The sequence below is a fragment of the Acinetobacter calcoaceticus ANC 3811 genome (assembly GCF_000399665.1).
In the GTDB taxonomy this organism is placed as follows: Bacteria; Pseudomonadota; Gammaproteobacteria; order Pseudomonadales; family Moraxellaceae; genus Acinetobacter; species Acinetobacter calcoaceticus_B.
Genome location: NZ_KB976986.1, coordinates 369,792 through 392,052, shown reverse-complemented (window position 1 = coordinate 392,052; position 22,261 = coordinate 369,792). Strand labels below are relative to the sequence as shown.

The 22,261-nt window shown below is 38.7% G+C and carries 22 protein-coding genes; 10 read left to right on the top strand and 12 right to left on the bottom strand.

The genetic code is table 11. The annotated features are described in order from the left end of the window. Positions 1 to 48: 48 nt before the first annotated feature. Positions 49 to 1,407 (bottom strand): dicarboxylate/amino acid:cation symporter, encoded by a 1,359-nt coding sequence (locus F935_RS03070; RefSeq protein ID WP_016137558.1) that lies wholly within the window; start codon positions 1,405 to 1,407, stop codon positions 49 to 51. A 505-nt stretch (positions 1,408 to 1,912) separates the two neighbouring features. Here F935_RS03070 and F935_RS03065 point away from each other — a divergent pair. Continuing rightward, a complete protein-coding gene (locus tag F935_RS03065; RefSeq protein WP_016137556.1) occupies positions 1,913 to 2,908 on the top strand; it encodes a glycosyl transferase family protein in 996 nt (331 codons plus the stop codon). Positions 2,909 to 2,946: 38 nt separating this feature from the next. Here F935_RS03065 and F935_RS03060 read toward each other — a convergent pair whose 3' ends face one another. From F935_RS03060 to F935_RS03050, 3 genes are all read right to left on the bottom strand, one after another. Then, positions 2,947 to 3,354 carry a hypothetical protein gene (locus tag F935_RS03060; RefSeq protein ID WP_016137555.1) on the bottom strand — a complete coding sequence of 136 codons (408 nt, stop codon included), beginning with the start codon at positions 3,352 to 3,354 and terminating at the stop codon, positions 2,947 to 2,949. Positions 3,355 to 3,416: 62 nt separating this feature from the next. Next, entirely contained in the window at positions 3,417 to 3,689 is a 273-nt protein-coding gene (locus tag F935_RS03055) for a YeaC family protein (RefSeq protein ID WP_004791223.1), read from the bottom strand. Next, positions 3,686 to 4,594 (bottom strand): NAD(+) kinase, encoded by a 909-nt coding sequence (locus F935_RS03050; protein WP_003650688.1) that lies wholly within the window; start codon positions 4,592 to 4,594, stop codon positions 3,686 to 3,688. Before F935_RS03050 ends, F935_RS03055 begins: the two co-directional genes overlap by 4 nt. A 185-nt stretch (positions 4,595 to 4,779) precedes the next feature. Between F935_RS03050 and mrcB the strand changes: the two genes are divergently transcribed. Beyond that, on the top strand, positions 4,780 to 7,176 hold the full coding sequence (gene mrcB / locus F935_RS03045) for a penicillin-binding protein 1B (RefSeq protein WP_016137554.1): 2,397 nt from the start codon (positions 4,780 to 4,782) through the stop codon (positions 7,174 to 7,176). Positions 7,177 to 7,197: 21 nt separating this feature from the next. Continuing rightward, entirely contained in the window at positions 7,198 to 7,749 is a 552-nt protein-coding gene (locus F935_RS03040; RefSeq protein ID WP_016137553.1) for a tetratricopeptide repeat protein, read from the top strand. A 24-nt stretch (positions 7,750 to 7,773) separates the two neighbouring features. Here the strand turns inward: F935_RS03040 and F935_RS03035 are convergent, their stop codons facing one another. After that, positions 7,774 to 8,673, bottom strand: a complete 900-nt coding sequence (locus F935_RS03035) for an NUDIX domain-containing protein (protein WP_016137552.1) — start codon at positions 8,671 to 8,673, stop codon at positions 7,774 to 7,776. A 136-nt stretch (positions 8,674 to 8,809) separates the two neighbouring features. Here F935_RS03035 and hemP point away from each other — a divergent pair, with 136 nt between their 5' ends. Next, positions 8,810 to 8,980, top strand: coding sequence for a hemin uptake protein HemP (hemP, locus tag F935_RS03030; protein ID WP_004643472.1), 171 nt, complete (start codon positions 8,810 to 8,812; stop codon positions 8,978 to 8,980). A gap of 72 nt (positions 8,981 to 9,052) precedes the next feature. Here the strand turns inward: hemP and F935_RS03025 are convergent, their stop codons facing one another. From F935_RS03025 to F935_RS03010, 4 genes are all read right to left on the bottom strand, one after another. Next, positions 9,053 to 10,393 carry a sensor histidine kinase gene (locus F935_RS03025; RefSeq protein ID WP_016137551.1) on the bottom strand — a complete coding sequence of 447 codons (1,341 nt, stop codon included), beginning with the start codon at positions 10,391 to 10,393 and terminating at the stop codon, positions 9,053 to 9,055. Further along, entirely contained in the window at positions 10,390 to 11,052 is a 663-nt protein-coding gene (locus F935_RS03020) for a response regulator transcription factor (RefSeq protein ID WP_016137550.1), read from the bottom strand. Before F935_RS03020 ends, F935_RS03025 begins: the two co-directional genes overlap by 4 nt. A gap of 107 nt (positions 11,053 to 11,159) precedes the next feature. After that, on the bottom strand, positions 11,160 to 11,519 hold the full coding sequence (locus tag F935_RS03015; protein WP_016137549.1) for a NirD/YgiW/YdeI family stress tolerance protein: 360 nt from the start codon (positions 11,517 to 11,519) through the stop codon (positions 11,160 to 11,162). A 75-nt stretch (positions 11,520 to 11,594) separates the two neighbouring features. After that, complete coding sequence (locus tag F935_RS03010; RefSeq protein WP_016137548.1) at positions 11,595 to 13,352, bottom strand: type IV pilus assembly ATPase TfpB; 1,758 nt, start codon at positions 13,350 to 13,352, stop codon at positions 11,595 to 11,597. A gap of 289 nt (positions 13,353 to 13,641) precedes the next feature. Between F935_RS03010 and F935_RS03005 the strand changes: the two genes are divergently transcribed. Beyond that, positions 13,642 to 14,913 (top strand): MgtC/SapB family protein, encoded by a 1,272-nt coding sequence (locus tag F935_RS03005; RefSeq protein WP_016137547.1) that lies wholly within the window; start codon positions 13,642 to 13,644, stop codon positions 14,911 to 14,913. A 6-nt stretch (positions 14,914 to 14,919) separates the two neighbouring features. Here F935_RS03005 and tsaA read toward each other — a convergent pair whose 3' ends face one another. Further along, positions 14,920 to 15,654 carry a tRNA (N6-threonylcarbamoyladenosine(37)-N6)-methyltransferase TrmO gene (gene tsaA, locus F935_RS03000; RefSeq protein WP_080645519.1) on the bottom strand — a complete coding sequence of 245 codons (735 nt, stop codon included), beginning with the start codon at positions 15,652 to 15,654 and terminating at the stop codon, positions 14,920 to 14,922. Positions 15,655 to 15,755: 101 nt separating this feature from the next. On the opposite strand from tsaA, the gene F935_RS02995 reads away from it, so the two are divergent. Continuing rightward, a complete protein-coding gene (locus F935_RS02995; protein ID WP_016137545.1) occupies positions 15,756 to 16,535 on the top strand; it encodes a ferredoxin--NADP reductase in 780 nt (259 codons plus the stop codon). Positions 16,536 to 16,588: 53 nt separating this feature from the next. Here F935_RS02995 and F935_RS02990 read toward each other — a convergent pair whose 3' ends face one another. Continuing rightward, a complete protein-coding gene (locus tag F935_RS02990) occupies positions 16,589 to 17,458 on the bottom strand; it encodes a PhzF family phenazine biosynthesis protein (RefSeq protein WP_016137544.1) in 870 nt (289 codons plus the stop codon). 230 nt (positions 17,459 to 17,688) lie between these two features. Between F935_RS02990 and F935_RS02985 the strand changes: the two genes are divergently transcribed. The 4 genes from F935_RS02985 to abeS all read left to right on the top strand — a co-directional run bounded on the left by F935_RS02985 (position 17,689) and on the right by abeS (position 21,411). Beyond that, positions 17,689 to 19,155 (top strand): aminotransferase-like domain-containing protein, encoded by a 1,467-nt coding sequence (locus F935_RS02985; RefSeq protein ID WP_080645518.1) that lies wholly within the window; start codon positions 17,689 to 17,691, stop codon positions 19,153 to 19,155. 56 nt (positions 19,156 to 19,211) lie between these two features. Continuing rightward, complete coding sequence (gene yegQ / locus F935_RS02980; protein ID WP_016137542.1) at positions 19,212 to 20,582, top strand: prephenate-dependent tRNA uridine(34) hydroxylase TrhP; 1,371 nt, start codon at positions 19,212 to 19,214, stop codon at positions 20,580 to 20,582. Between the two features lie 2 nt (positions 20,583 to 20,584). Next, complete coding sequence (locus tag F935_RS02975; protein ID WP_016137541.1) at positions 20,585 to 20,836, top strand: YfhL family 4Fe-4S dicluster ferredoxin; 252 nt, start codon at positions 20,585 to 20,587, stop codon at positions 20,834 to 20,836. A 245-nt stretch (positions 20,837 to 21,081) separates the two neighbouring features. Continuing rightward, a complete protein-coding gene (gene abeS, locus F935_RS02970; protein ID WP_016137540.1) occupies positions 21,082 to 21,411 on the top strand; it encodes a multidrug efflux SMR transporter AbeS in 330 nt (109 codons plus the stop codon). A 73-nt stretch (positions 21,412 to 21,484) separates the two neighbouring features. On the opposite strand, the gene F935_RS02965 is transcribed toward abeS, so the two are convergent. Beyond that, positions 21,485 to 22,261, bottom strand: coding sequence for an ABC transporter ATP-binding protein (locus tag F935_RS02965; protein ID WP_016137539.1), 777 nt, complete (start codon positions 22,259 to 22,261; stop codon positions 21,485 to 21,487).

The window sequence follows — 22,261 nt, the reverse complement described above, 5'->3', positions numbered from 1 at the left end:
AATAAAAAAGGAAGCTTTAGCTTCCTTTTTTATATAGGTTTATTTGAATTAATCTAGACCTTCAGCGACTTGAGGACTTTTTGGTTCCATCATTTTTCTGTCGACTTCATCTGGATTATTTAAAGCATCATTGAGCTTATCTTTATCTAAAGCACCGACCCATTTAGCAACAACAATCGTCGCTAAAGAGTTACCAACAAGGTTAGTTAAAGCACGTGCTTCTGACATGAAACGGTCAATACCTAAAATCAATGCCAAACCTGCAACTGGGATATGTCCTACAGCAGATAAAGTTGCTGCCATAACAATAAAGCCAGAGCCAGTTACACCCGCCGCACCTTTAGATGAGATTAAGAGTACTAATAACAAAGTGATCTGATGTTGAATATCAAGCTGAGTATTCGTTGCCTGAGCAATAAAGATTGCTGCCATAGTCAAATAAATTGACGTTCCATCTAGGTTAAATGAATAACCTGTTGGAATAACCAAACCAACTACAGACTTTTCACAACCTGCAATTTCGAGTTTACGTAACATACGAGGCAAAACAGATTCAGAAGAAGATGTACCAAGTACAATTAATAACTCTTCACGAATCAGGCGGATCATTTTGAGGATACTGAATCCACTAACACGGCTGATTGTACCCAAGATCAAGAAGATAAAGAGTAGACACGTAATATAGAAGCAGAGAATGAGTTGCCCTAATTGTACGAGTGAACCAACGCCATATTTACCAATGGTGAATGCCATTGCACCAAATGCACCAATCGGAGCCAGTTTCATGACCATGTTCACAATGTTAAAGAACACATGTGCAACTTGGTCAATAAATTTTAAAACTGGACGTCCTGCATCACCTAACTTATGTAAAGCAAAACCAAAGAGAATTGCAAAAAGAAGGACTTGTAAGATTTCACCATTTGCAAATGCGCCAACAACCGTATCTGGAATGATGTGCATTAAGAAATCAATGGTAGATTGTGACTCACCAGAACTGACGTACTTTTGAATGCCCGAGGTATCTAGAGTTGTAGGGTCAATATTCATCCCTACACCCGGTTTAGCAATGTTAATTACAACAAGGCCAATCAGAAGTGCAATTGTTGAAACAACTTCAAAATATAACAACGCGACGCCGCCAGTTTTTCCGACTGACTTCATGCTTTCCATGCCAGCGATACCGCTCACCACTGTACAGAAAATAACGGGTGCGATGATCATCTTGATCAAACGAATAAAGGCATCACCTAATGGCTTGAGTTTCTCACCTAAACCTGGGATATGCTGTTCAACACCATTGACAATTTGCGTTGTGCTTGGGGAAAAATGTCCTACCAAAACACCCGCAATAATCGCAATAATCACCTGAAAATAAAGTGATTTATAAATCGGTTTTTTAGCCATAACTTTACTTCAATCTATATTTCCAAGTCCGTTGGAAATACCAAAATGAAACGTCTATTCTTTACGAATACACAGCCCTAACCTTTCACATGAACACCGCAAAAGGGAAACGGTTCTTTGTAAACAAAAAACCTTCCTACTACCTCAATGAAAACAAAAAAAGCTGTTTTCTAAAACAGGAGAATACCTGAAGTTTCTAACCACTTTGAGTAGTTAGAAATAACCTCTTACTTTTTCAATAAAAAGCTGAAGATATAGGAGAATCACAGAAAATTATGATATGAGTGCTCAAAAAAGCACGAGAAAGTGTACTCGAATTAAATAATGATTCGGTTAAATTTTTAGCTAATACGCGCAAAAAACACTCATGCAGCCCTAAGACTTTAGTATAAGAAACACTTTTGATATTTTTTCGACACTTTTTTATGTCATATTGATTAAACACTTGTGGACATTTCATTTTGAGCTGCCTGCATCCCATCATTTTTATTGTTTTTGAACTACGATGAATACTAAACGTAATATCTATAAAGATGCTGAACACCCATTCGCTCAATATGTCCGTATTTTAGGTAAGGGAAAAAGTGGTTCACGCTCTTTAAGCTATGAAGAAGCTTATCAAGCATTTAGCATGATTTTAAAAGGTGAAGTGCTTGATGTGCAGTTAGGCGCTTTTTTAATGCTACTTCGTGTTAAAGAAGAATCCATTGATGAACTCGCTGGTTTTGTTCAAGCCACTAGAGATCAACTCAATTTTCAGCCCTTAGAAGTCGATTTAGACTGGTCATCTTATGCGGGTAAACGTAAACATTACCCTTGGTTTTTGTTAGCAGCCCTCACACTTGCACAGCATGGCCATAAAATTGTTATGCATGGTGCATCAGGTCACACGCTTAATCGCGTCTATACTGAGCAAGTTTTAGAATATCTGGGTTATCAAATTTGTCACTCTGAACAAGAAGTGCGTACACAACTAGCAGAGCAAAATTTCGCATACTTACCTTTAGATGTGATTTCACCAGTTTTAAGTGAACTAATTTCTTTAAGAAATGTGATGGGATTACGCTCGCCAATTCATACTTTAGCCCGCTTAATCAATCCTTTTAATGCTAAAGCTACCTTACAAGCTATCTTCCATCCAGCTTATAGAACTTCACATCAACATAGTGCACTGCGCTTAGGCTATCAAAATAGTGCTGTCATTAAAGGTGAAGGTGGTGAGTTTGAGCGAAATCCAGATGCAAAAACGCTCATTTGTGGTATTAAAAATGGCGAACTTTATGAACATGAGTTGCCAAAACTTACGCCTGAACGTAGTCCAATTGAAGAAGAGTTAGATTTAGCAACTTTTAAAGCAGTATGGTTAGGTCAACAGCACCATGAATATGGAGAAATGGCAGTAACTGAAACAATGGGAATTGCACTATATACCATGGGCGTTGTTGCTAGTTTTGAAGAGGCGATGCAGAAAGCAAAAGTGTTATGGAATAGTCGTTTCTAATATATGAATGACCAAGGTTATATCGGATAGCCTTGGTTTTAAGGTTCAACATAATAAAAATCTGGCCAAAATGGATATTCCTGACCTGAAGAATGAATATTTCTTAGTTTCAAGTGATCACCTATTTTGATTGTAATCTTATTAGAATCGTAGGAACCCGAAAGATAAGCATCTCGTTGTTGACCAATCAGTGTCTTACAATATAATTGATGTGCTTTGATCTTTTGAGAGCTTCGTATTGTTTGCGACTCCAGTACCTGAATCCCAATCAATAACATGGGATAACCGTCGTTTTTTATACTTGTATATTTAGCTTGAGGTGAAGTGTATTTCCGACTCGCAACAACCTTCACGTTGAGTAAACATTCAATCGGCTGTTTGGCTAATGCAGCACCACTAAACAATATGAGAAATAATAGTACGCAAACAGGTTTTAAACGTTTCATAGGATTCTTTATTATATTTTGATAAACATAAAAAAAGCCCAGTAATCACTGAGCTTCTTAAATTAAACAAAACGAATTGGTTTAAATTCTGGCTCATGTTTGTGGTGATCATCTTCACAAACCTCACCCTCTTCTTTTGTACCGCGGTCAATATAACCACTACGCTGCTCTTCTGGTAAGTTCTTTAACTCCCAAGCAATTACAGCTTGCATACAAGTTTCACGCTGCTCTTTTGTTAAAACAACGCCATTTGGCCACTTACCAATTTCTACTGCTGTTTTTAAACGCTCTACAATCTCAGGGTTTAAAATAGATAGCATCTGTTCAATATTCATGATTCATCTCTTTGGAAAGATTCAAAATCTTGGTTCCAACCAAGTTTGGTACGGCAGGCCATATAAAAATCATAACCTGGTGGATGCAATAAACTTAGTTTAAATGGATGTTTGCGGATGTGTAAACTATCTCCAACATTGAGCGATATACTATGTTGCCCATCTGCACTCACCATTGGTAACACCCGATTTTCGCGAATAACAATTTTAATTTCGCTTTGTCCACCGACGACGATAGGACGTGATGATAAGGTATGAGGGTGCATTGGAACTAATGCAATCGCATCCATACTTGGATGTAAAATTGGGCCACCGCCTGACAAAGCATAGGCAGTTGATCCAGTTGGCGTCGAAACAATTAAACCATCACTATGTTGGCGATAAACGTATTGACCATCAATGTTAAGTTCAAAGTCAATCATGTGAACCGACTTACCCGAATGCAAAACGACATCATTTAAAGCAATTGCATCATAAATGACTTCGCCATTTGTTCTTACTTCCATTTCAAGTAAGAAACGGCGATCAAGTTGAAAATGCCCTTGAAGCACTTGATCCAGTTTAAAAATAGCTTCTGACGGTTTGATATCAGTTAAAAAACCTAATCGCCCACGGTTGATACCAATTACAGGGGTATTATAACGAACCAAAGCCCTTGCAGCATGGAGTAAAGAACCATCGCCTCCAACCACAATAACTAAATCAGCAACTTCACCTAATAAATGACGGCTTACTATCTGTGCATGATCATAAGGCACTAATTCGGCTGTTTCCTGATCAAAAATGGGGTTCAAACCTAAGTTCAATAAATGATCATGAATTAAACAGAGTGTTTCTACAACTGATGATTTATCTGGTCGACCGATTAACCCGACGTTTCTGAAGGACTTATGTGAAATTTGCACGAATGAGTAAGCTCCGCTGCGATACTCGCCTATAATAACATTAACCCGATTAATTTAAAAAAACATAACTACAAGATGCTGTAAAATTCAATCTAACTTTTCCAATTATTCACAGTTTTATCATTGCAAATTGATGACAAGCTATCGCATCATTACAGGCATTGTTAGGGTTTTATCTCATTTTTATGAAGTTTGAACGTGGTATCGGTTTCTTTGCACTAATCTTTTCCATTTTGATCATTGGTGCTTTTATTGCTCTTAGTATCTATCTGATTCGTTTAGATAATATTATTCGTGAAAAATTTGAAGGTCAGCGGTGGGATATTCCTGCCAAAGTGTTTGCACGCCCTTTGGAAATTTATAACAACGCGCCTATTTCTCAAGCAAATTTCACTCAAGAATTAAAGCTATTGGGTTACAAAACTTCAAGTAATTATGACAAGTCTGGAAGTTATGTTGCTCAAGGCAGCAACATGTATATCCACACACGTGGTTTTGACTACGGCGACAGTGTTGAACCTGAACAAGTTTTAGAGTTAAGTTTTGCAAATGATCAAGTTGTTGAAGTTCGAAGTACCAAACCTTCTTCAACTGGAGTTGCTCGCTTAGAACCGTTACTCATTGGAGGAATTTATCCTCAACACAATGAAGACCGTGTACTGATTAAACTGAATAATGTCCCTAAACCGCTCATTGAAGCTTTAATTTCTACAGAAGACCGCAATTTTTATCATCATCATGGTATTTCAATTCGTGGTACAGCTCGTGCATTAGTTAGTAATGTTACAGGTGGGAAGCGTCAAGGTGGCTCAACCCTGACTCAACAATTAGTTAAAAACTTCTACCTCACTCCTGAACGCACATTAAAACGGAAAGTCAATGAAGCATTAATGGCTTTACTCATCGAGCTGCATTACAGCAAAGATGAAATTTTAGAAGCCTATTTAAATGAAGTGAATCTGGGCCAAAATGGTAGCTATTCAATTAATGGCTATGGTTTGGCTTCACAATTTTATTTTGGTTTACCATTACGTGAGCTTAGCGTTGCACAACAAGCTTATTTAGTAGGTTTGGTTCAAGGCCCTTCTTTATATAATCCCTGGAAAAACCCTGAAGGTGCAAAAAAACGCCGCGACACTGTGTTAAATAACATGCGTGTGATGGGTTATTTAACTCAAGCCGAATATGAAGATGAAATTGCACGTCCGTTAAATGTATTGAGCAAACCAAGTTTAGGGCCTGCAAAGTTCCCAGACTTTTTAGATATTGTGCGTCGTCAATTGCGTACAGAATATCAAGAAAGTGATTTAACCAATCAGGGCTTACGTATTTTTACGACCTTAGACCCAATTACTCAAACTCAAGTTCAAAACGCGTTTAAAGCTTCAGTAGACCGCTTAGCAAACAGCAACCCAGCACGTTTGAAAAACCTACAAGGTGCTGTACTGATTGCCCATCCTGAAAATGGTGAACTCGTTGCAGCAGTTGGCTCTACACAAGACTTTACTGGTTTTAACCGTGCTTTAGATGCAAAACGTCAAGTCGGTTCTTTATTGAAACCTGTAATTTATTTAAGTGCGATTGAATCTGGACGTTATAACTGGGCAAGCCAAATTGAAGATGCACCAATCAGTGTTCCTGTAGATGGCGGTAAAAGCTGGACACCTAAAAACTATAGTGGTGGTGGACATGGCGTAGTAAGTCTGAGTGAAGCATTAGCAAACTCATACAACCTTTCTGCTGTACGTTTGGGTCAAGAATTTGGTTTATCAACATTTACCAATAATCTAAGAAAGTTTGGTGTTGAGTCAACGATTCCTGCCTACCCTTCTATTTTCCTTGGGGCAGTCAATATGTCACCAATGGAAGTGCTCGGAATCTATGAAAACTTCGCTACAGGTGGTTTTAAATATCCAACTCGTGCAATTCGATCTGTGGTAGATGCGAATGGTCGTTTACTTGATCGTTATGGCCTGAACGTTCAACAAACGATTGACCCAGCTGTTGGCTATATCATGAATTATGGTTTACAACAGGTCATGTCTTCGGGCACTGGTCGTTCAGCCTATAGCAGCTTATCTCCAGCTTTAAAATTGGCGGGTAAATCAGGTACGACTAACGATACACGTGACTCATGGTTTGCAGGTTATTCGGGTAACCATGTAGCTGTAGTATGGTTAGGTTTAGATGACAATAAAGTAACTGGTTTGACAGGTTCATCTGGTGCATTGCCAGTATGGACTAATGTGATGAAACAGTTACGCCAAACTCCTGTGAATATACGTCAGCCAGACACTGTACAGTGGCAATGGATTGATCGTGCATCAGGTGATTTGTCTGCACAGGCTTGTGATGGTGCTATGTATATTCCAATGCTAACGCACACGATTCCGCATCGTGCTACGCCATGTGGAGCGCCTTATTATCAAGTTGACCCAACATATACGCCACAAAGTGATAACACAACGCCAGCTTCTCAACCGGATAATACCGATAGCTATATTCGTGATAGTGAAAGTCAGATGCAACAAGATCTGTCAAATAACTCACGTGTAATTTCAACTGGTAGTTATAACAACTAAGCGTAAACAGGAAATTAGGATATGTTGAAGAAAGGTGTTTTTTATATTGGTGCTGTTCTTATGGTCGGCTGTACAACTTTGCCTGATCATTCGGACTCCAAAGGGAAAACACCTACTCCACCAGTGAAGAAAAATACGGAAACTCCATCGGGTGTAAAAATTACACCTTATGAACATCCTGAAATTCAACGCAAAAATTTACAGGTAATTGTTCCGCAGCAAAAGAAACCCCAACGCTTTAATGATGATGGAAGTCAATTACCTGCATTTAGAGTCTTAATGCAAAAAACTCAACAGGCTTACAAAAACCAGCAATGGTCTGAAGCTGAAAGCTATGCGCTTCAAGCACAGCGCTTAGCGCCCCAAGCGGCTGAGACTTATTTATTTCTTGCTCTTACTGCAAATCATAAACAGCAATATTCTAATGCTGAGTCTTTAGCCCGACGTGGTTTGAGTTTTGCCCAAAGTCAGGCCATGAAAAAGCAGCTTTGGTTGACCATTTTAAAAGCTGGACAACAACGTAATAATCAAAAAACTATTCAAGAAGCGCAACAAGCATTAAAAGCTCTCTAGCTTTTAATGCTTGTTTATTTTTTATTAGAAATTACGAATGCCTGCTAAACCATATGCACCATGCTGCTGTGCAGTGGCTAAATCATCAGGATGCACTCCTCCTAATGCAAAAGCTGGAATCTGGCTATTTTGAGCTAGGTCGGCAAAGCGTTCCCAACCTAATGCCACAGCTTCTGGATGAGTTGTTGTTGGCTTTACGGGACTAATAAAAACAGCATCACAACCAATCTGCTCAGCTTGCTTTAAAGAAACTGCATCATGACAAGCGGCAATATAACGCACACCCACTGTTAAGTCGCCTTTATGCAAATTCATGAGCTGAGATTGTTTTAAATGAACGGTCCTAATCTGTTTTTTTAACTCTGGGCTCAACTGCTGCCAAATATCGATATTAATAATTAAGTTTGATAACTGATTTTCATCTAATGCGCTTAATTGCTCTACATATTGCTGGTCAGATTCATCTTCTATACGCCAATACAATAAAGCATCACTGTTATCGACAGGTGTAAACGTATTGCTAATTTTGATGAGATGAGGCCAATACAATCTTTTTATGATGTCTTTATTCGCTTTTGGAAAGTTTAAGTGAAGTAACTGTTCACTTGTGTACCATGCCCATGGTTGATGAATAAGATTTAATAGTTCATCAGGCACATAGCTATGGAATAAATGTAAATTGACAATAATGTCGTCATATTCATGATGAATATAATCAAATTGATGCCAATCTTTTAAACCAATACCCACTTCTTCATAGATTTCACGGCGACAAGCTTCTTCAGGTGTTTCACCTTGCTCAACCTTTCCTCCAGGAAACTCATGCTTTCCACCTTGATGTTGCTGCTCTTCGCGCCATCCAACTAATATTTTTCCGCGATGGATCAAGATTGCTATCGCGACATCGACGATTGGTTTGGGCATTTTTATACTCTCTAAAACTTTTCTCAAGTGTAAGCAAATTTTATCATTTTATAAATTTTTTAAAATCTCATTGACAGATCTATTCGATAATGATTATCATTTAAATCGTTCAAGAACATACCACGGAGCACAACAAATGAACGCACCTTTTAGCTTATTTACTCGTAACAATGAAACAGCTCATGCCTTACCAATGTTACATTCTAACAACCTCTTTGCATTAGGCCGTGAAATCCGCATTATGCATGCTGGCGAGGAATATCGTTTACGCCTCACTCGCAATAATCGTCTAATTTTAACTAAATAAAAAATACACTCGCGTTTCAATAATATTCGTGGGAAAACAAAAAATGGATAGCATGGGTAACCATGCTATTTTTTATAATGGAAGCTTAACCTCTACCCTTAAGCCACCCTGTTCAGCATGCATAAAACGCAATTCACCATTATGCAATTCAATAATTTTTCGAGTAATTGAAATTCCCAACCCAGAACCTTGCTGCTGAGTGCCTAATACTCGAAAAAAACGCTGTCCTAGACGTTGTAATACCTCATCATCTACACCATTTCCTGTGTCTTCTATAGCAACCTTAATTTGCTGTTCATCCTGACTCATCTCGACATGAATTGAACCTAAAGTCGGGCTATAACGAATGGCATTATCAAATAAATTTCTAAACGCAATAAACAGTAATTCTTCATTCGCAAAGGTTTTAGTTTCTGTCGACAAGGTATTTGTCTCTATCAACATTTGTTTAGCTTGCGCATCTAAAGTTACAGTTTCAATAACTCTAGCCAATAAATAATTTAAATCGATAACTGTTTTAGGGAGTTCTGGCTGCTCTGCTTCATTGGGTTCCAAGCGAGCTAGAAGCAGTAAGTTTTCAAGTACTTTTGTACTTCTAGAAACGTCTTCTTGTATGCGCTCAAAATCCTGATGAAGTTCTGGAACGTGTTGATATTTACGCTGCAAAACCTGAAGGCGCATTTGTATGGCAGACAAAGGAGAACGTAGCTCATGGGAAGCATCTGCGGTAAAACGCTGCTCAGCGACTAATGCCCTTTGCAATCTGGCAAGTAATTGGTTTAGAGCATCAATCACAGGTTGAATTTCAGTAATGACATCTGGGTCTTGGATTGGTTCTAAATTTGATGCTGTTTTTTGGGCAATACGTCTAGAGAGTAAATTTAGCGCAGCCAGTTGATGCTCTGTTCGCCAACTGACAATGACCCATTGCAGCAACCAGAACAACACCATAAGACCACTATAGCCAGCAAGTGCTTTGAGTACTTCTTCAATACGTGTACTCATTGGCTGAAAGACTTCAACGTGAAGTTGAGAGTCTTCTTGTTGTGCAGCCAGACTACGCCATAATTGGCCATCAAACCAAAAATATGAAAAACCGTCCGATAAATTTCCTTGTTCAAAAAGCTCATGTTGATAGCTATGAGAATGGGTAAGTAATTGGCCTGAGCTTAATAATTCATATTGAATATCAAATTCGTCACTGAGCTCATCAAACTGTTTCATGGAGTGTTGAGAAAGATCAGAAACCAGCAAAGTATCTGAAATTTCATCCATGATTTCGTCTTGCACTGACATGTTGTGATAAACAGAAAATATGGTGAGTAAGCTTAAAGCCAGCAAGCCCACCACCACACTACTCCACATGGTGGTTTTAACCAGTTGCGACTGCAAAGATGAGCGATTCGATTTCATTTTAAATCTCCCATACGGTAGCCTAGCCCCCGTATGGTTTTAATGCAGCTACTTCCGATTTTTTTTCGAAGCTGATAAATAAATACTTCGATCGCATTACTTTCAATTTCTTCACCCCATGCATAGAGCGCTTCTTCTAATTGATCACGAGTAATAATATGTTCAGGATGAACCATCAGCTTACGCAATATTTGAAATTCTTTTGCCGTTAAATCAATAGACTTGCCAGCGTTTAATACAACTTTCGCTTGTGTGTCGAGTTGCAAATCCCCCCACGTTAAAATCGATTGCTGACTCAAAGTTTGTTTGCGTAATTGAGCGCGAATTCGGGCAGATAACTCTTCTAAACTAAAAGGCTTAACCAAATAATCATTTGCGCCTAAATCTAGTCCTTCTACTCGATCATGAATACTGTCACGTGCGGTAATAAAAATAACAGGAACATTTTTTTGTTTATAACGGATCGTTGTTAGAACTTTTTCACCCGCTAATTGCGGCAGTCCCCGATCAAGTAAAATACAGTCATAGTCATGCTGTTCGATTGCCGTAAGCGCATAATCACCTCTTTCGACCCAATCGACCTGATAACCATCTAACTCTAACCATGATTGAATACTTTCAGCTTGAGAGCGATCATCTTCTGCAAGCAAAATTCTCATCTATTTTTCCTGTTGTATGCTGTTTTAATCTTGCCAAGCCTTTATAAAAAAAGCAAAGCCGCATCATTTAAATGCGGCTAAAAGTAGAAGATCTAGAGATCAATGAATTAGAACTGAACTTGATCCACCTCAATTTCTACGCGTTTTAAAGGCTTATAGTCGATGTCTACTTCACCAATTAAAGTCACATTTGTATTTGGTGAAATAGGACGCCCCTGCCAAAGCTCATCGTCTACATCAACTGTAATGCTACCTGTCTTGTCACGAAATTGATATTTTTCATCGCCTAAAGATTTTACTACCTGACCATGTAATTTGACTGGTGTATTATCTTTTGCCGTTAATGCATGCTTAACAGTTGTTAGCGTTGCTGGAGCAATTGCTGCCTGATTCACAGGTGTATTTGCCATAGCTACGCCAGTAACAGTTAGGCCTGTAGTCATTAGTATTGCTTTAAGCATTTTCATAAGATCACCTTTTTAATCACATCTTGGAATAGCGTAAGTACAACAGGCATAGATGAGGTGAATCTTAAGAAAAAGTTAATTTAATGGTACAACCCTTAATACCTCTTCTAGTGTTGTAAGACCATCAATCACTTTACGAGCACCCGCAATTCTTAAGGGTTCTATACCTTCTTTTTTAGTTTGCGTTCTCAAATCGTTTAAGGTCATATGGCTACTAATAAGATGCTTAAGCTCAAGACTGACTGGCATAAATTCATAAATACCGACTCGCCCTTTATAGCCTGTATGACGACATTGTTCACACCCGATTGCTTGATAAACTTTTTCTGGCATTTCCATAATGTAGTCGAAGGTTAAATGTTGCCACTCATCCTCATTAATATAAGTTTGTTGCTTGCAGTGCGGACAAAGTTGTCGTACTAAACGCTGAGCCAATACACCTAAAATAGTTGCTGCCGTTAAAAATGGCTGCACACCTAAATCATGCAAGCGAGTCAAACTGGATGGCGCATCATTGGTGTGTAAAGTTGATAACACCAAGTGACCTGTGAGTGCCGCCTGAATGGCCATATTCGCTGTATCTTGATCACGAATTTCCCCAATCATAATAATGTCTGGGTCTTGTCGCATAAGTGCACGAACACCATCTGCAAAGCCTAGATCAATTGCATTGTTGACCTGCATTTGGTTAAAACTAGGTTCTAACATTTCAATTGGATCTTCAATGGTACAGACATTAACCTGATCTGTTGCGAGCTGCTTCAAAGATGAATATAACGTTGTGGTTTTACCTGAACCTGTGGGGCCAGTGACCAAAATAATCCCATGGCTATTTTTTGTTAATTGCTGCCAGTGTTGTAATAGAGTCTCTTCAAAACCAAGCTGATGAAAAGAACGTACCAACACATCGGGATCAAAAATACGCATGACCAGTTTCTCACCAAATGCTGTTGGTAAGGTTGATAAACGGAGTTCTGTTTCTTGTCCCTTTGGCGTCCGAGTTTTTAATCGACCATCTTGCGGTTTACGCTTTTCCGCTACATTTAAACGCCCTAAAATTTTAATTCGGGAAATCACGGCGGTCAGCGTATTTGATGGCATGTTATAAATAGTATGCAACACACCATCAATACGGAACCGAACTTTACCGTTGTCTTTACGCGGTTCCATGTGAATATCACTAGCACTCTGCTCAAATGCAAACTGTAAAATCCAGTCAACCAACTTCACAATATGCTGATCATTCGCATCTGGGTTTTGACTATCGCCAAGTTGCAAAAGCGCTTCAACGTTTTTAGTGTCTCGGTCATGAGCTGCATCTTTTTGAGCTGAGTTTACCGCCCGACTGACCTGATAATATTCGCGCAAATAACGCTGTAACTGTTCAGGATTAAGTAAGACCCGCTCAATTTTTTTAGGTGCTAGACTTCGCTCTAGATTGTTTAGCCAATCTGTCTGAAATGGTTGATCTGTTCCAATCACAATACGATCGGCATGAATTTCGACAGCTAAAATATGATTGCGAATGGCAAACTCTTGTGACATTACCTGCGTTAAAGCACTGACATCTGCTTTTAAAGGATCTATCACAAATAAAGGAATTTGAACCCGATCTGCAAACCATAAACATAAGCGGTTTAAACTTAAATGAGCATGTGTGTGCTGCTGGTCTTTTAAATTAAAATGTGCAATCCACTGTAAAGGATGCCACTTTAATTGGTCTTTTTGGCGGTGGCTTGACTGTACAAGTAATTTATCTCGTTCCGTAATCCGACCTTCTTGTAATAATTGTTCTAGACACCAATACGTATCTATTTGTACATGTGCATTCATGCGTTATCCCCAATATATTTTTATAATATAGCAGAGATATTTTTGATTTAGCTCATCACAAATTTGCTAAACCCAACTTTTAAATATTCTTTAACTTCAAATAATTAAACCAAATCTCAACTTAATATTTTTTTGCGTCATAGTTCATATTTATAAAAATACTGTGTATGTTGCTTTGTCTAAAAAAGACACTATGCTCACTATAATAAAAAGCATAAACTGAACGTGAATATATGATTTTTAAAATGATTCAAATCTACTTATAACAATAAACCAAAGAGGAAGTAATATGGAACTTCCAATGACAATGTCATTACAAACAACTTCATTTGAAGAATTCATTACCGTCATTGCTGCGGCGCTCGGTTGTGGCTTATTAATTGGTTTAGAACGTGAGCGAAGTAAGCTTAAACATGAATACAAAACGTTTGCCGGATTTCGCTCTTTTGCAATTAGTTCACTATTAGGCGCCATCTGTTTTTTATTCGGCACTGAAATTGGAATTGTAGGAGCCCTTCTCATTGGGGCAATTAGCATTGTATCTCTCAAAAATCAGCCCAATGACCCCGGTGTGACTACCGAACTTGCCTTTATTATGACTTACTTTATTGGGGCACTTTGCATTTGGAATATTTCGCTAGCTGCTGGACTCGCCGTGATCATGACCATTATTTTATTGGCTAAACAATCTATGCATGGCATTGCCAGTCGGTGGATTACTGAATCGGAATTGCGTGATGGTATTTTCCTACTCGCCTTACTTTTAATTGCGTTGCCTTTAGTTCCCAATAAACCTTTCTGGGGTCCAGTTTTAAATCCGCATGTGATTTTAAAATTACTCACTTTGATCTTATTTGTACAAGCACTTGCCCATATTGCGAAACGGTTACTCTCATCTAAAAACGCTTTATTACTCTCTTCTTTAGCTTCGGGATTTGTTTCCAGTACAGCGACCATTGCCAGTTTAGGTTTAGAAGTACGCTCTGGCAGAGCCAATGCAACTACAAATGCAGGCGCTGCATTAATGTCGTGTGTTTCAACACTCATTCAAACTTTAATTATTGTGATTGGGATTAGCTTTGCTTGGTTTAAGCTGATTATATTTCCTACCCTTATTGCATTAGCAGTTTTAGCAATCTGGGCTTTTATTTTATTGCGTAAAGCAGAGCCCAGTACAACTTCGCCCGAACTCGACTCAAGAATGTTCAGCTTAAAAGAAGCCATGATTATTGCAGGCACACTCACGCTCATTCAGGCAGGTGTTTATGGTTTAAGTATATCTTTAGGCGATGCCGGATTAATCGCAGGTACTCTGCTCGCATCTTTATTTGAAATACATGCAGCTATTGCGGCTGTCATTGTGCAAGGTGAACCTGATAGCACCCATATGACACCTTTATTAATTGCATTTTTAGGAGGCTTTGCAGTTCATGCGCTTGCCAAAAGTGTGAACTCTGCAATTTCAGGCGGGCTGTCCTATGCCCTTGCTTTCGTGCCCGCCCAACTCATTCATATGGCTATATTTATTAGTTTACTTTGGCTCAACATCCATTGGTTTTAAAGATTTCTATTGTGCAAGCGAAGAAGTCTTCACCACATCAATGACAGTAACTAAAAATTGATCGACTTTAAAATGAATATCAAAGTCTGAAAATTTCATTTTATAGATCCGCTCAGCGTCTTCTTGATAGGCAGGTCTTGGATCTAAAGCTAAAACTTGCTCAAGCTCATCAATGTACTGTGAATTGATTTCATTATTTTGCAGAAAATATTTTTGAGCTGCTAACGCAGCTTCTGACCAAACGACTGACTTCCGTTCGGGTTCAGCATGTGCATAACCACTTTGTGCATCAACAATTGCATCAGAATATTGAATATAGGGTTTGATATCTAAAATTGGAGTGCCATTTAATAAATCACTTCCAGTGACGTAAACACGAACAGACTTACCTAGTTTTTCCACTTTATTCAGTTTTACAACTGAAAGCCCAATTGGAGATGGTCGATACATGCTACGTGTAGCGAATACACCAATTTTTTCATTACCGCCTAAACGTGGCGGACGAACCTGTGGACGAAATTTATCGGCACTCCCCTGATTTTTATTGTCATGAAACTGCCAAACTAGCCAGAGATGACTGAACTGCTCAATTCCCTCAAATGCCAACAAGTCGTTATACGGTTCTGCCATTTCGATATAAGACTCAATATTTACCAAATTAGGCTGACGTGGAATACCAAATTTTTCACGATAAGGCGAACACATGTGGCCGATTACGGGGAAGGTGACAGAGTTGTTCATCACTTTTTCTTATAAACACAATTAAATATATTCAGTTTATCGGGAATGAAATTAGATTAGAATAGCTATCTGTTTTCTTTTAATCGTGATCGAGACCTTTAATGGCTGCTTTTAACGTCGAACGCATTACTCATGTTCACCACTGGAATGACACCCTTTTCAGTTTTAAAACTACACGCGACACTAGCTTACGTTTTAAAAATGGTCAGTTCGTAATGATCGGACTTGAAGTGAATGGCAAACCGTTAATGCGTGCGTATTCGATTGCAAGTGCAAACTACGAAGAAGAGTTAGAATTTTTCTCAATTAAAGTACAAGAAGGTCCTTTAACTTCGATTTTGCAAAAAGTACAAGTTGGCGATGAAATTTTAATTTCTAAAAAACCGACAGGTACATTGGTTCATGATGACCTTTTACCGGGTAAAAACTTGTACCTTTTATCTTCTGGTACTGGCCTTGCACCATTCTTATCAATTATTCGTGACCCAGAAACTTACGAACGTTTTGAAAAAGTAATTGTTGTTCATGGTACACGCTATATTTCTGAATTAGCTTATCAAGACCTTATCTTGAACGAATTACCAAACCATGAATTCTTTGAAGAGTTAGGTATTAAAGACAAACTTGTTTACTACCCTACTGTAACTCGTGAACCTTTCCACACTCAAGGCCGTGTAACAACTGCAATTGAAACTGGCGCTTTATTCGAAAAAGTTGGTTTACCACGCTTCAACCGTGAAACTGACCGCGCAATGCTTTGCGGTAGCCCTGCTTTCTTGAAAGATGTTGCTGCATTACTTGACCAACACGGTTTAGTTGAATCACCTCGTATGGGTGTAATGGGCGACTACGTGATTGAACGTGCTTTCGTAGAAAAATAAGATTTTTCTAATTAAAAAACCGAGGCACAGTCCTCGGTTTTTTTATATTTGTTTTATAACTTGATTGTGCCATCGATACAGGTAACAGCTGTTCCACCCACTAAAATTTTATCCTGATGCAATTCAAGTTGAAGCTGTCCGTCACGACCTAAAGCCTGCCCCTGTGAAGAAAGAACGACGTCATTTTGTGCTGGCAAAATACCATGGTAACGAATGAAAGATGCTACGCTGCCATTACCACTCCCACAAACTGGATCTTCATTTATTCCAATTGAAGGAGCAAATGAGCGAACTTCTATATGTTTTTGCTCATCATTATTTTCATAAAAACCATAAACCGTCGCTCCACCAACTTTCATTTCTAAATCATGTTCTTTTAGAGCAGCAAAGTCTGGTTGGCTATCTAAAACAGCTTGCGCGTTTACAGCTTGCAAGACAACCCAGCGTGCGCCTACATCAACCAATGTGGCATTCCATTGAGTACTAATTTCACATTTTAAAATTTCTGCTAATTTCTCAGTATGCATTGCATCAAGTGGAGTAATTTTAGGCTTAGGTAGTTCAAATGAAATATGACTTGAGCCACTCACAGTAAGAGCAACTAAACCCGCAGCACATTGCTGTACCAGCTTACCTTCTTTAGCAGTAATTAGACCAGCTTCAAGCAAAGCATAGGCAGTACCAATTGTAGGATGTCCTGCAAATGGTAATTCACTTTGCGGAGTAAAAATTCGAACCTGATAGTCAGCTTGTGAATCGGTCGCAGCGAGCACAAACGTGGTTTCAGAAAGATTAGTCCAATTGGCAATTTCCTGCATCTGCTCAGACGTTAAAGTACTGGCGTCCATAATCACCGCAACAGGATTCCCTTTAAATGCTTGTGAAGTAAAAACATCAACTTGTTTAAATGCAACAACAGACATAGACCACTCCTACTGATTTTGTAATTAAAAATTATGGTTTTAAATCCTTACCATAGGTCTGATATTACTGATTTATTTTTAATGGTCACAGTATCAGTTAATATGAAAAATAATAGACACAGTTTTTAAGTTTAGATTTGTGTTAAATGAATAAATCAAAAGCCATCACAATATTTGAGTTAAATAAAAGATCACGATAAAGTGTATCCATTACTTTGGCTTTTTAATGAATTGACATGTACAAATATAAAAAAGTGAGTGATGACCTAACCCTTCAAATTCAGAATGGTAGGCAGCCGATTGGTTCACGCTTACCATCAATTCGCGACTGCGCAAATCATTATCAGGTCAGCATTAATACTGTCAAAGAAGCTTATCGTCAGCTTGAAGACCAAGGTTTAATTTCTGTTCGCCCTCAGTCTGGCTACTATGTTTGTCATGCACCTTCAAACCTGCTAGAACCCGAAGAGCGTTATGTGAGTGAAGAAAAAGTGCCTCTTTCAGGTATTAGTTGCTTACTCGCTCAAATCGTTAAAAAGCAAATGGACCCAGCCTATGTCAATTTGGCTTTAGCTTGTCCTTCTGGGGAAAATTTCTATCCAATTGAGCGAATAAAACGCTTAACTGCTCAAGTTTTACGAACACAACCAGATATTTTTAAAAGCTATACTTTACCGCCCGGCTCTACACGTTTACGTACACAAATTGCTAGGCGAGGCTTACAACTCGGTATGTTTCTTTCAGCAGATGATATTGTGCTGACTCATGGCACGATGGAAGCATTAAGTCTCGCGATTATGGCAACAACTCAAGCGGGTGACAGCATTGCACTTGAGATCCCTACTTTTCACAATCTGTACCCACTCCTTCATAATTTAGGTCGAAAAATTGTAGAAGTGCCGACATCGCCACATACAGGTATGTGCCTAGATACCCTTCAAGAACTCTTAAAAACACAAAGTGTACAAGCCATATTAACCATTCCAACAGGACACAATCCTCTCGGTTTTAGCATGCCAGAAAGCAGTCGCCGTCGTTTAGCAGAGCTTGCTAATCAGTTTCAAGTTCCTGTCATTGAAGATGCAATGTACGCCGAACTGCAACTCACTGAGCCCCTCTTGACCAACATCAAAGCGTTTGACCAAAATGGATGGGTATTGGTGTGTGGTAGCTATACAAAGACTGTAGCACCTGACTATCGGATTGGTTGGCTAGAAGCTGGGCGCTTTCGTAATATTGTGCAGCAACTTAAATTTACAACAACTGTTGCCGAGCCAGCTTTACTCACAGAAACTTTAGGACTTTTCTTAGAAAATGGCGGTTATGATCTGCATTTACGGCATCTTAAAAAACGCTATCAACAACAAATTGATACCATCAAATCTTATATCTGTCGTTATTTCCCGCTCGGTACTCGAGTCAGTCGACCGCAAGCAGGATTTATTTTATGGTTAGAGCTACCCGAATCTATCGACACATTAGAACTGTTTCATCAGGCAATGGATGAAAAAATCTTATGTATGCCGGGAATTTTATGTTCGGCTGATAAACGTTTTAGTCATTGTTTACGTATAGCGGCGTGTTTCGAATTAAATCCTAAAATGTTAAATGCTTTGATGCGCTTAGGAGAGTTAGCAAAAAATATGCTACCAGCACAAAAAGATATAGGTCAAATCCCTACTAATTCAGTGGGTTGAATCCAAAATATAGAGTTAATAAAATAAAACCATATATTTTTTATGCCTTTTATTTTATGAAGACTGAACTCCTCTCTCCCGCAGGTTCACTTAAAAACATGCGCTATGCATTTGCCTATGGTGCAGATGCCGTATATGCAGGCCAACCACGTTACAGTTTACGTGTGCGTAATAATGCTTTTGATCATGACAATTTAAAAATCGGAATTGATGAAGCGCATGCTTTGGGTAAAAAGTTTTATGTTGTGGTGAATATTCAGCCCCATAACAGCAAATTAAAAAACTTTATTCGTGATCTTGAGCCAATTGTAGCGATGCAGCCAGACGCTCTTATTATGTCTGACCCAGGCTTAATTATGATGGTGCGTGAGTATTTCCCAGAAGTACAAATTCATCTATCTGTTCAAGCCAATGCCATTAACTGGGCCACTGTTAAATTTTGGAAAGATTATGGTCTAAGCCGTGTCATTTTGTCACGTGAGTTGTCTTTAGAAGAAATAGAAGAAATCCAGCAACATGTGCCAGATATTGAACTCGAAGTTTTTGTACATGGCGCACTATGCATGGCTTACTCAGGTCGTTGTCTACTTTCTGGATATATGAACAAACGTGATGCCAACCAAGGTGCTTGTACTAATGCTTGCCGTTGGGACTATAAGTTGCATGAGACTGGAGAGGATGCAAACGGCGATGTAATTCCAGTCACTCAGCTCAACATGTCAGAGAAGTCTTGCTGCTCATCAGCACAAACAGAGACAACTTCATCTCAAACTTTGCTCGTACAACGTAATGATGAAGAAATGTTTGCTGCCGAAGAAGATGAACACGGTACTTATTTTATGAACTCTAAAGATTTACGTGCTGTACAACATGTAGATCGTTTAACCAAAATGGGCATTGCCTCACTTAAAATTGAAGGCCGTACTAAATCCTATTTTTATTGTGCCCGTACTGCTCAAATTTATCGAAAAGCTATTGATGATGCGTTAGCAGGTAAACCATTTGACTCAAGCTTAATGACCCAACTTGAAGGTTTGGCGAACCGTGGTTACACCGAAGGCTTTTTAAGACGTCATGTGCACAGTGAATATCAAAACTATGCTGATGGTTCATCACATTTTGACTATCAACAATTTTGCGGCGAAGTATTAGAACGCCACGGCGATTATATTCGTATCGAAGTGAAAAACCGTTTTGTGGTTGGAGACTCACTTGAGCTCATGACACCTCAAGGCAATATCACTTTTACCTTAACCGAAATGCGTGATTTAAAAGGTAATTCAATTATGGATGCTAAAGGTTCGGGGCATTTTGTTGAAATTCCACTCTCACAAAATGTTGATGTTAGTTATGCCCTACTCATACGTAACTTGCCGCATGCGAAAGAAAGTATTACTGCCTCTACATTAGCTTATTCAGCGAGTTAAACATGGCACTTTTGATTACGAGTGACTGTATCAATTGCGATATGTGCTTACCTGAATGTCCCAACATTGCTATTTTTGAAGGCAGCAAAGTTTATGAAATTGATCCACTTCGTTGTACGGAGTGCGTAGGCTTTTACGATACGCCTACGTGTAAGGCGGTCTGTCCAATCGATTGTATTAAACAAGACCCTGCACATATTGAAAATGAAGAGCAACTGCTAGAGAAATTTAAAGATTTAAATATGCTCGGCTAACCTACCTTTAAAAAAGTCTATAGAGGATCAGGCTAAAGTTGCTGATCCTCTTAAATAACCATGCAAACCCAATATTAAATAAATGAATAAATAGCTGAGACTGCTTTGCTAGTGATAAAATTAATTTATCAGTTCAGTTTGATTTACTGGTATTTTTGTACCAAAAATTAAACAATCGTTAAAACTGCTAAACCATTTCAACATTTCATATAGATTGATTAAAACTCATTCTGGCCCGGCTTCCCATGTCTTATCTTTATTTAGCAATTGCCATTGTTTGTGAAGTCATTGCAACTTCAGCTTTAAAAGCATCTCAAGGTTTTACTATTCCCATTCCATCCATCATTACTGTTGTGGGCTATGCAATTGCTTTTTATTTATTGTCCCTGACATTAAAAACGATTCCGATTGGAATTGCATATGCCATTTGGTCAGGCGCGGGTATTATTTTAATTTCTGCAATTGGCTGGATATTTTACAAACAGCATTTAGACTTGGCGGCCTGTATTGGTCTTACTTTGATGATTGCAGGCATTATCATTATTAATGTGTTTTCTAAAAATACCCATCTATAAATTATAATTAGAAAGCAACCGAATAAGATGAGAATCTTTTTATAAAAATTTCACCTTACTCGGTATAAACAGCTTATTTTAAACTTCCCGTTAAAAATTGCTTTAAACGCTCACTTTTCGGATTGTTGAGTACTTCATCAGGATAACCCTGTTCCTCAATTTTCCCTTGATGCAAGAAAATCACCTGATTAGACACATGACGTGCAAAGCCCATTTCATGTGTGACCACAATCATAGTACGCCCTTCTTCAGCCAAACCCTGCATAACCTTTAGTACTTCACCCACCAACTCTGGATCAAGTGCACTGGTTGGTTCATCAAATAGCATCACTTCCGGTTCCATTGCCAAAGCACGAGCAATCGCTACACGTTGCTGCTGGCCACCAGATAAAAATGCTGGATATTTATTTTCAACACTTTCAGGCAATCCAACTTTGCGTAGATATTTCCTTGCACGCTCTTCTGCTTCAGCACGCTTCACCCCAAGCACATGAATTGGCCCTTCAATGACATTTTCCAGTACCGTCATGTGAGACCATAAATTAAAGTGCTGAAACACCATCATCAGTTGGGTACGCATTTTTTGTAGTTGCTTTGGGTCAACCACTTTTAAATTGCCTTTTTTATCAAAGACTGTGCGTAGTTTTTCGCCGTTGAGCTTAATGGTGCCATTGCTCGGTTGTTCCAAAAAGTTGATACAACGCAGCAAAGTACTTTTACCTGAACCAGATGAGCCAATAATACTAATTACATCGCCAGCATTTGCATCAAGTGATATCCCTTTCAGTACTTCATGATCACCAAATGTTTTGTGTAAATCACGAATCACTAGTTTTGCAACGTGTTCCAT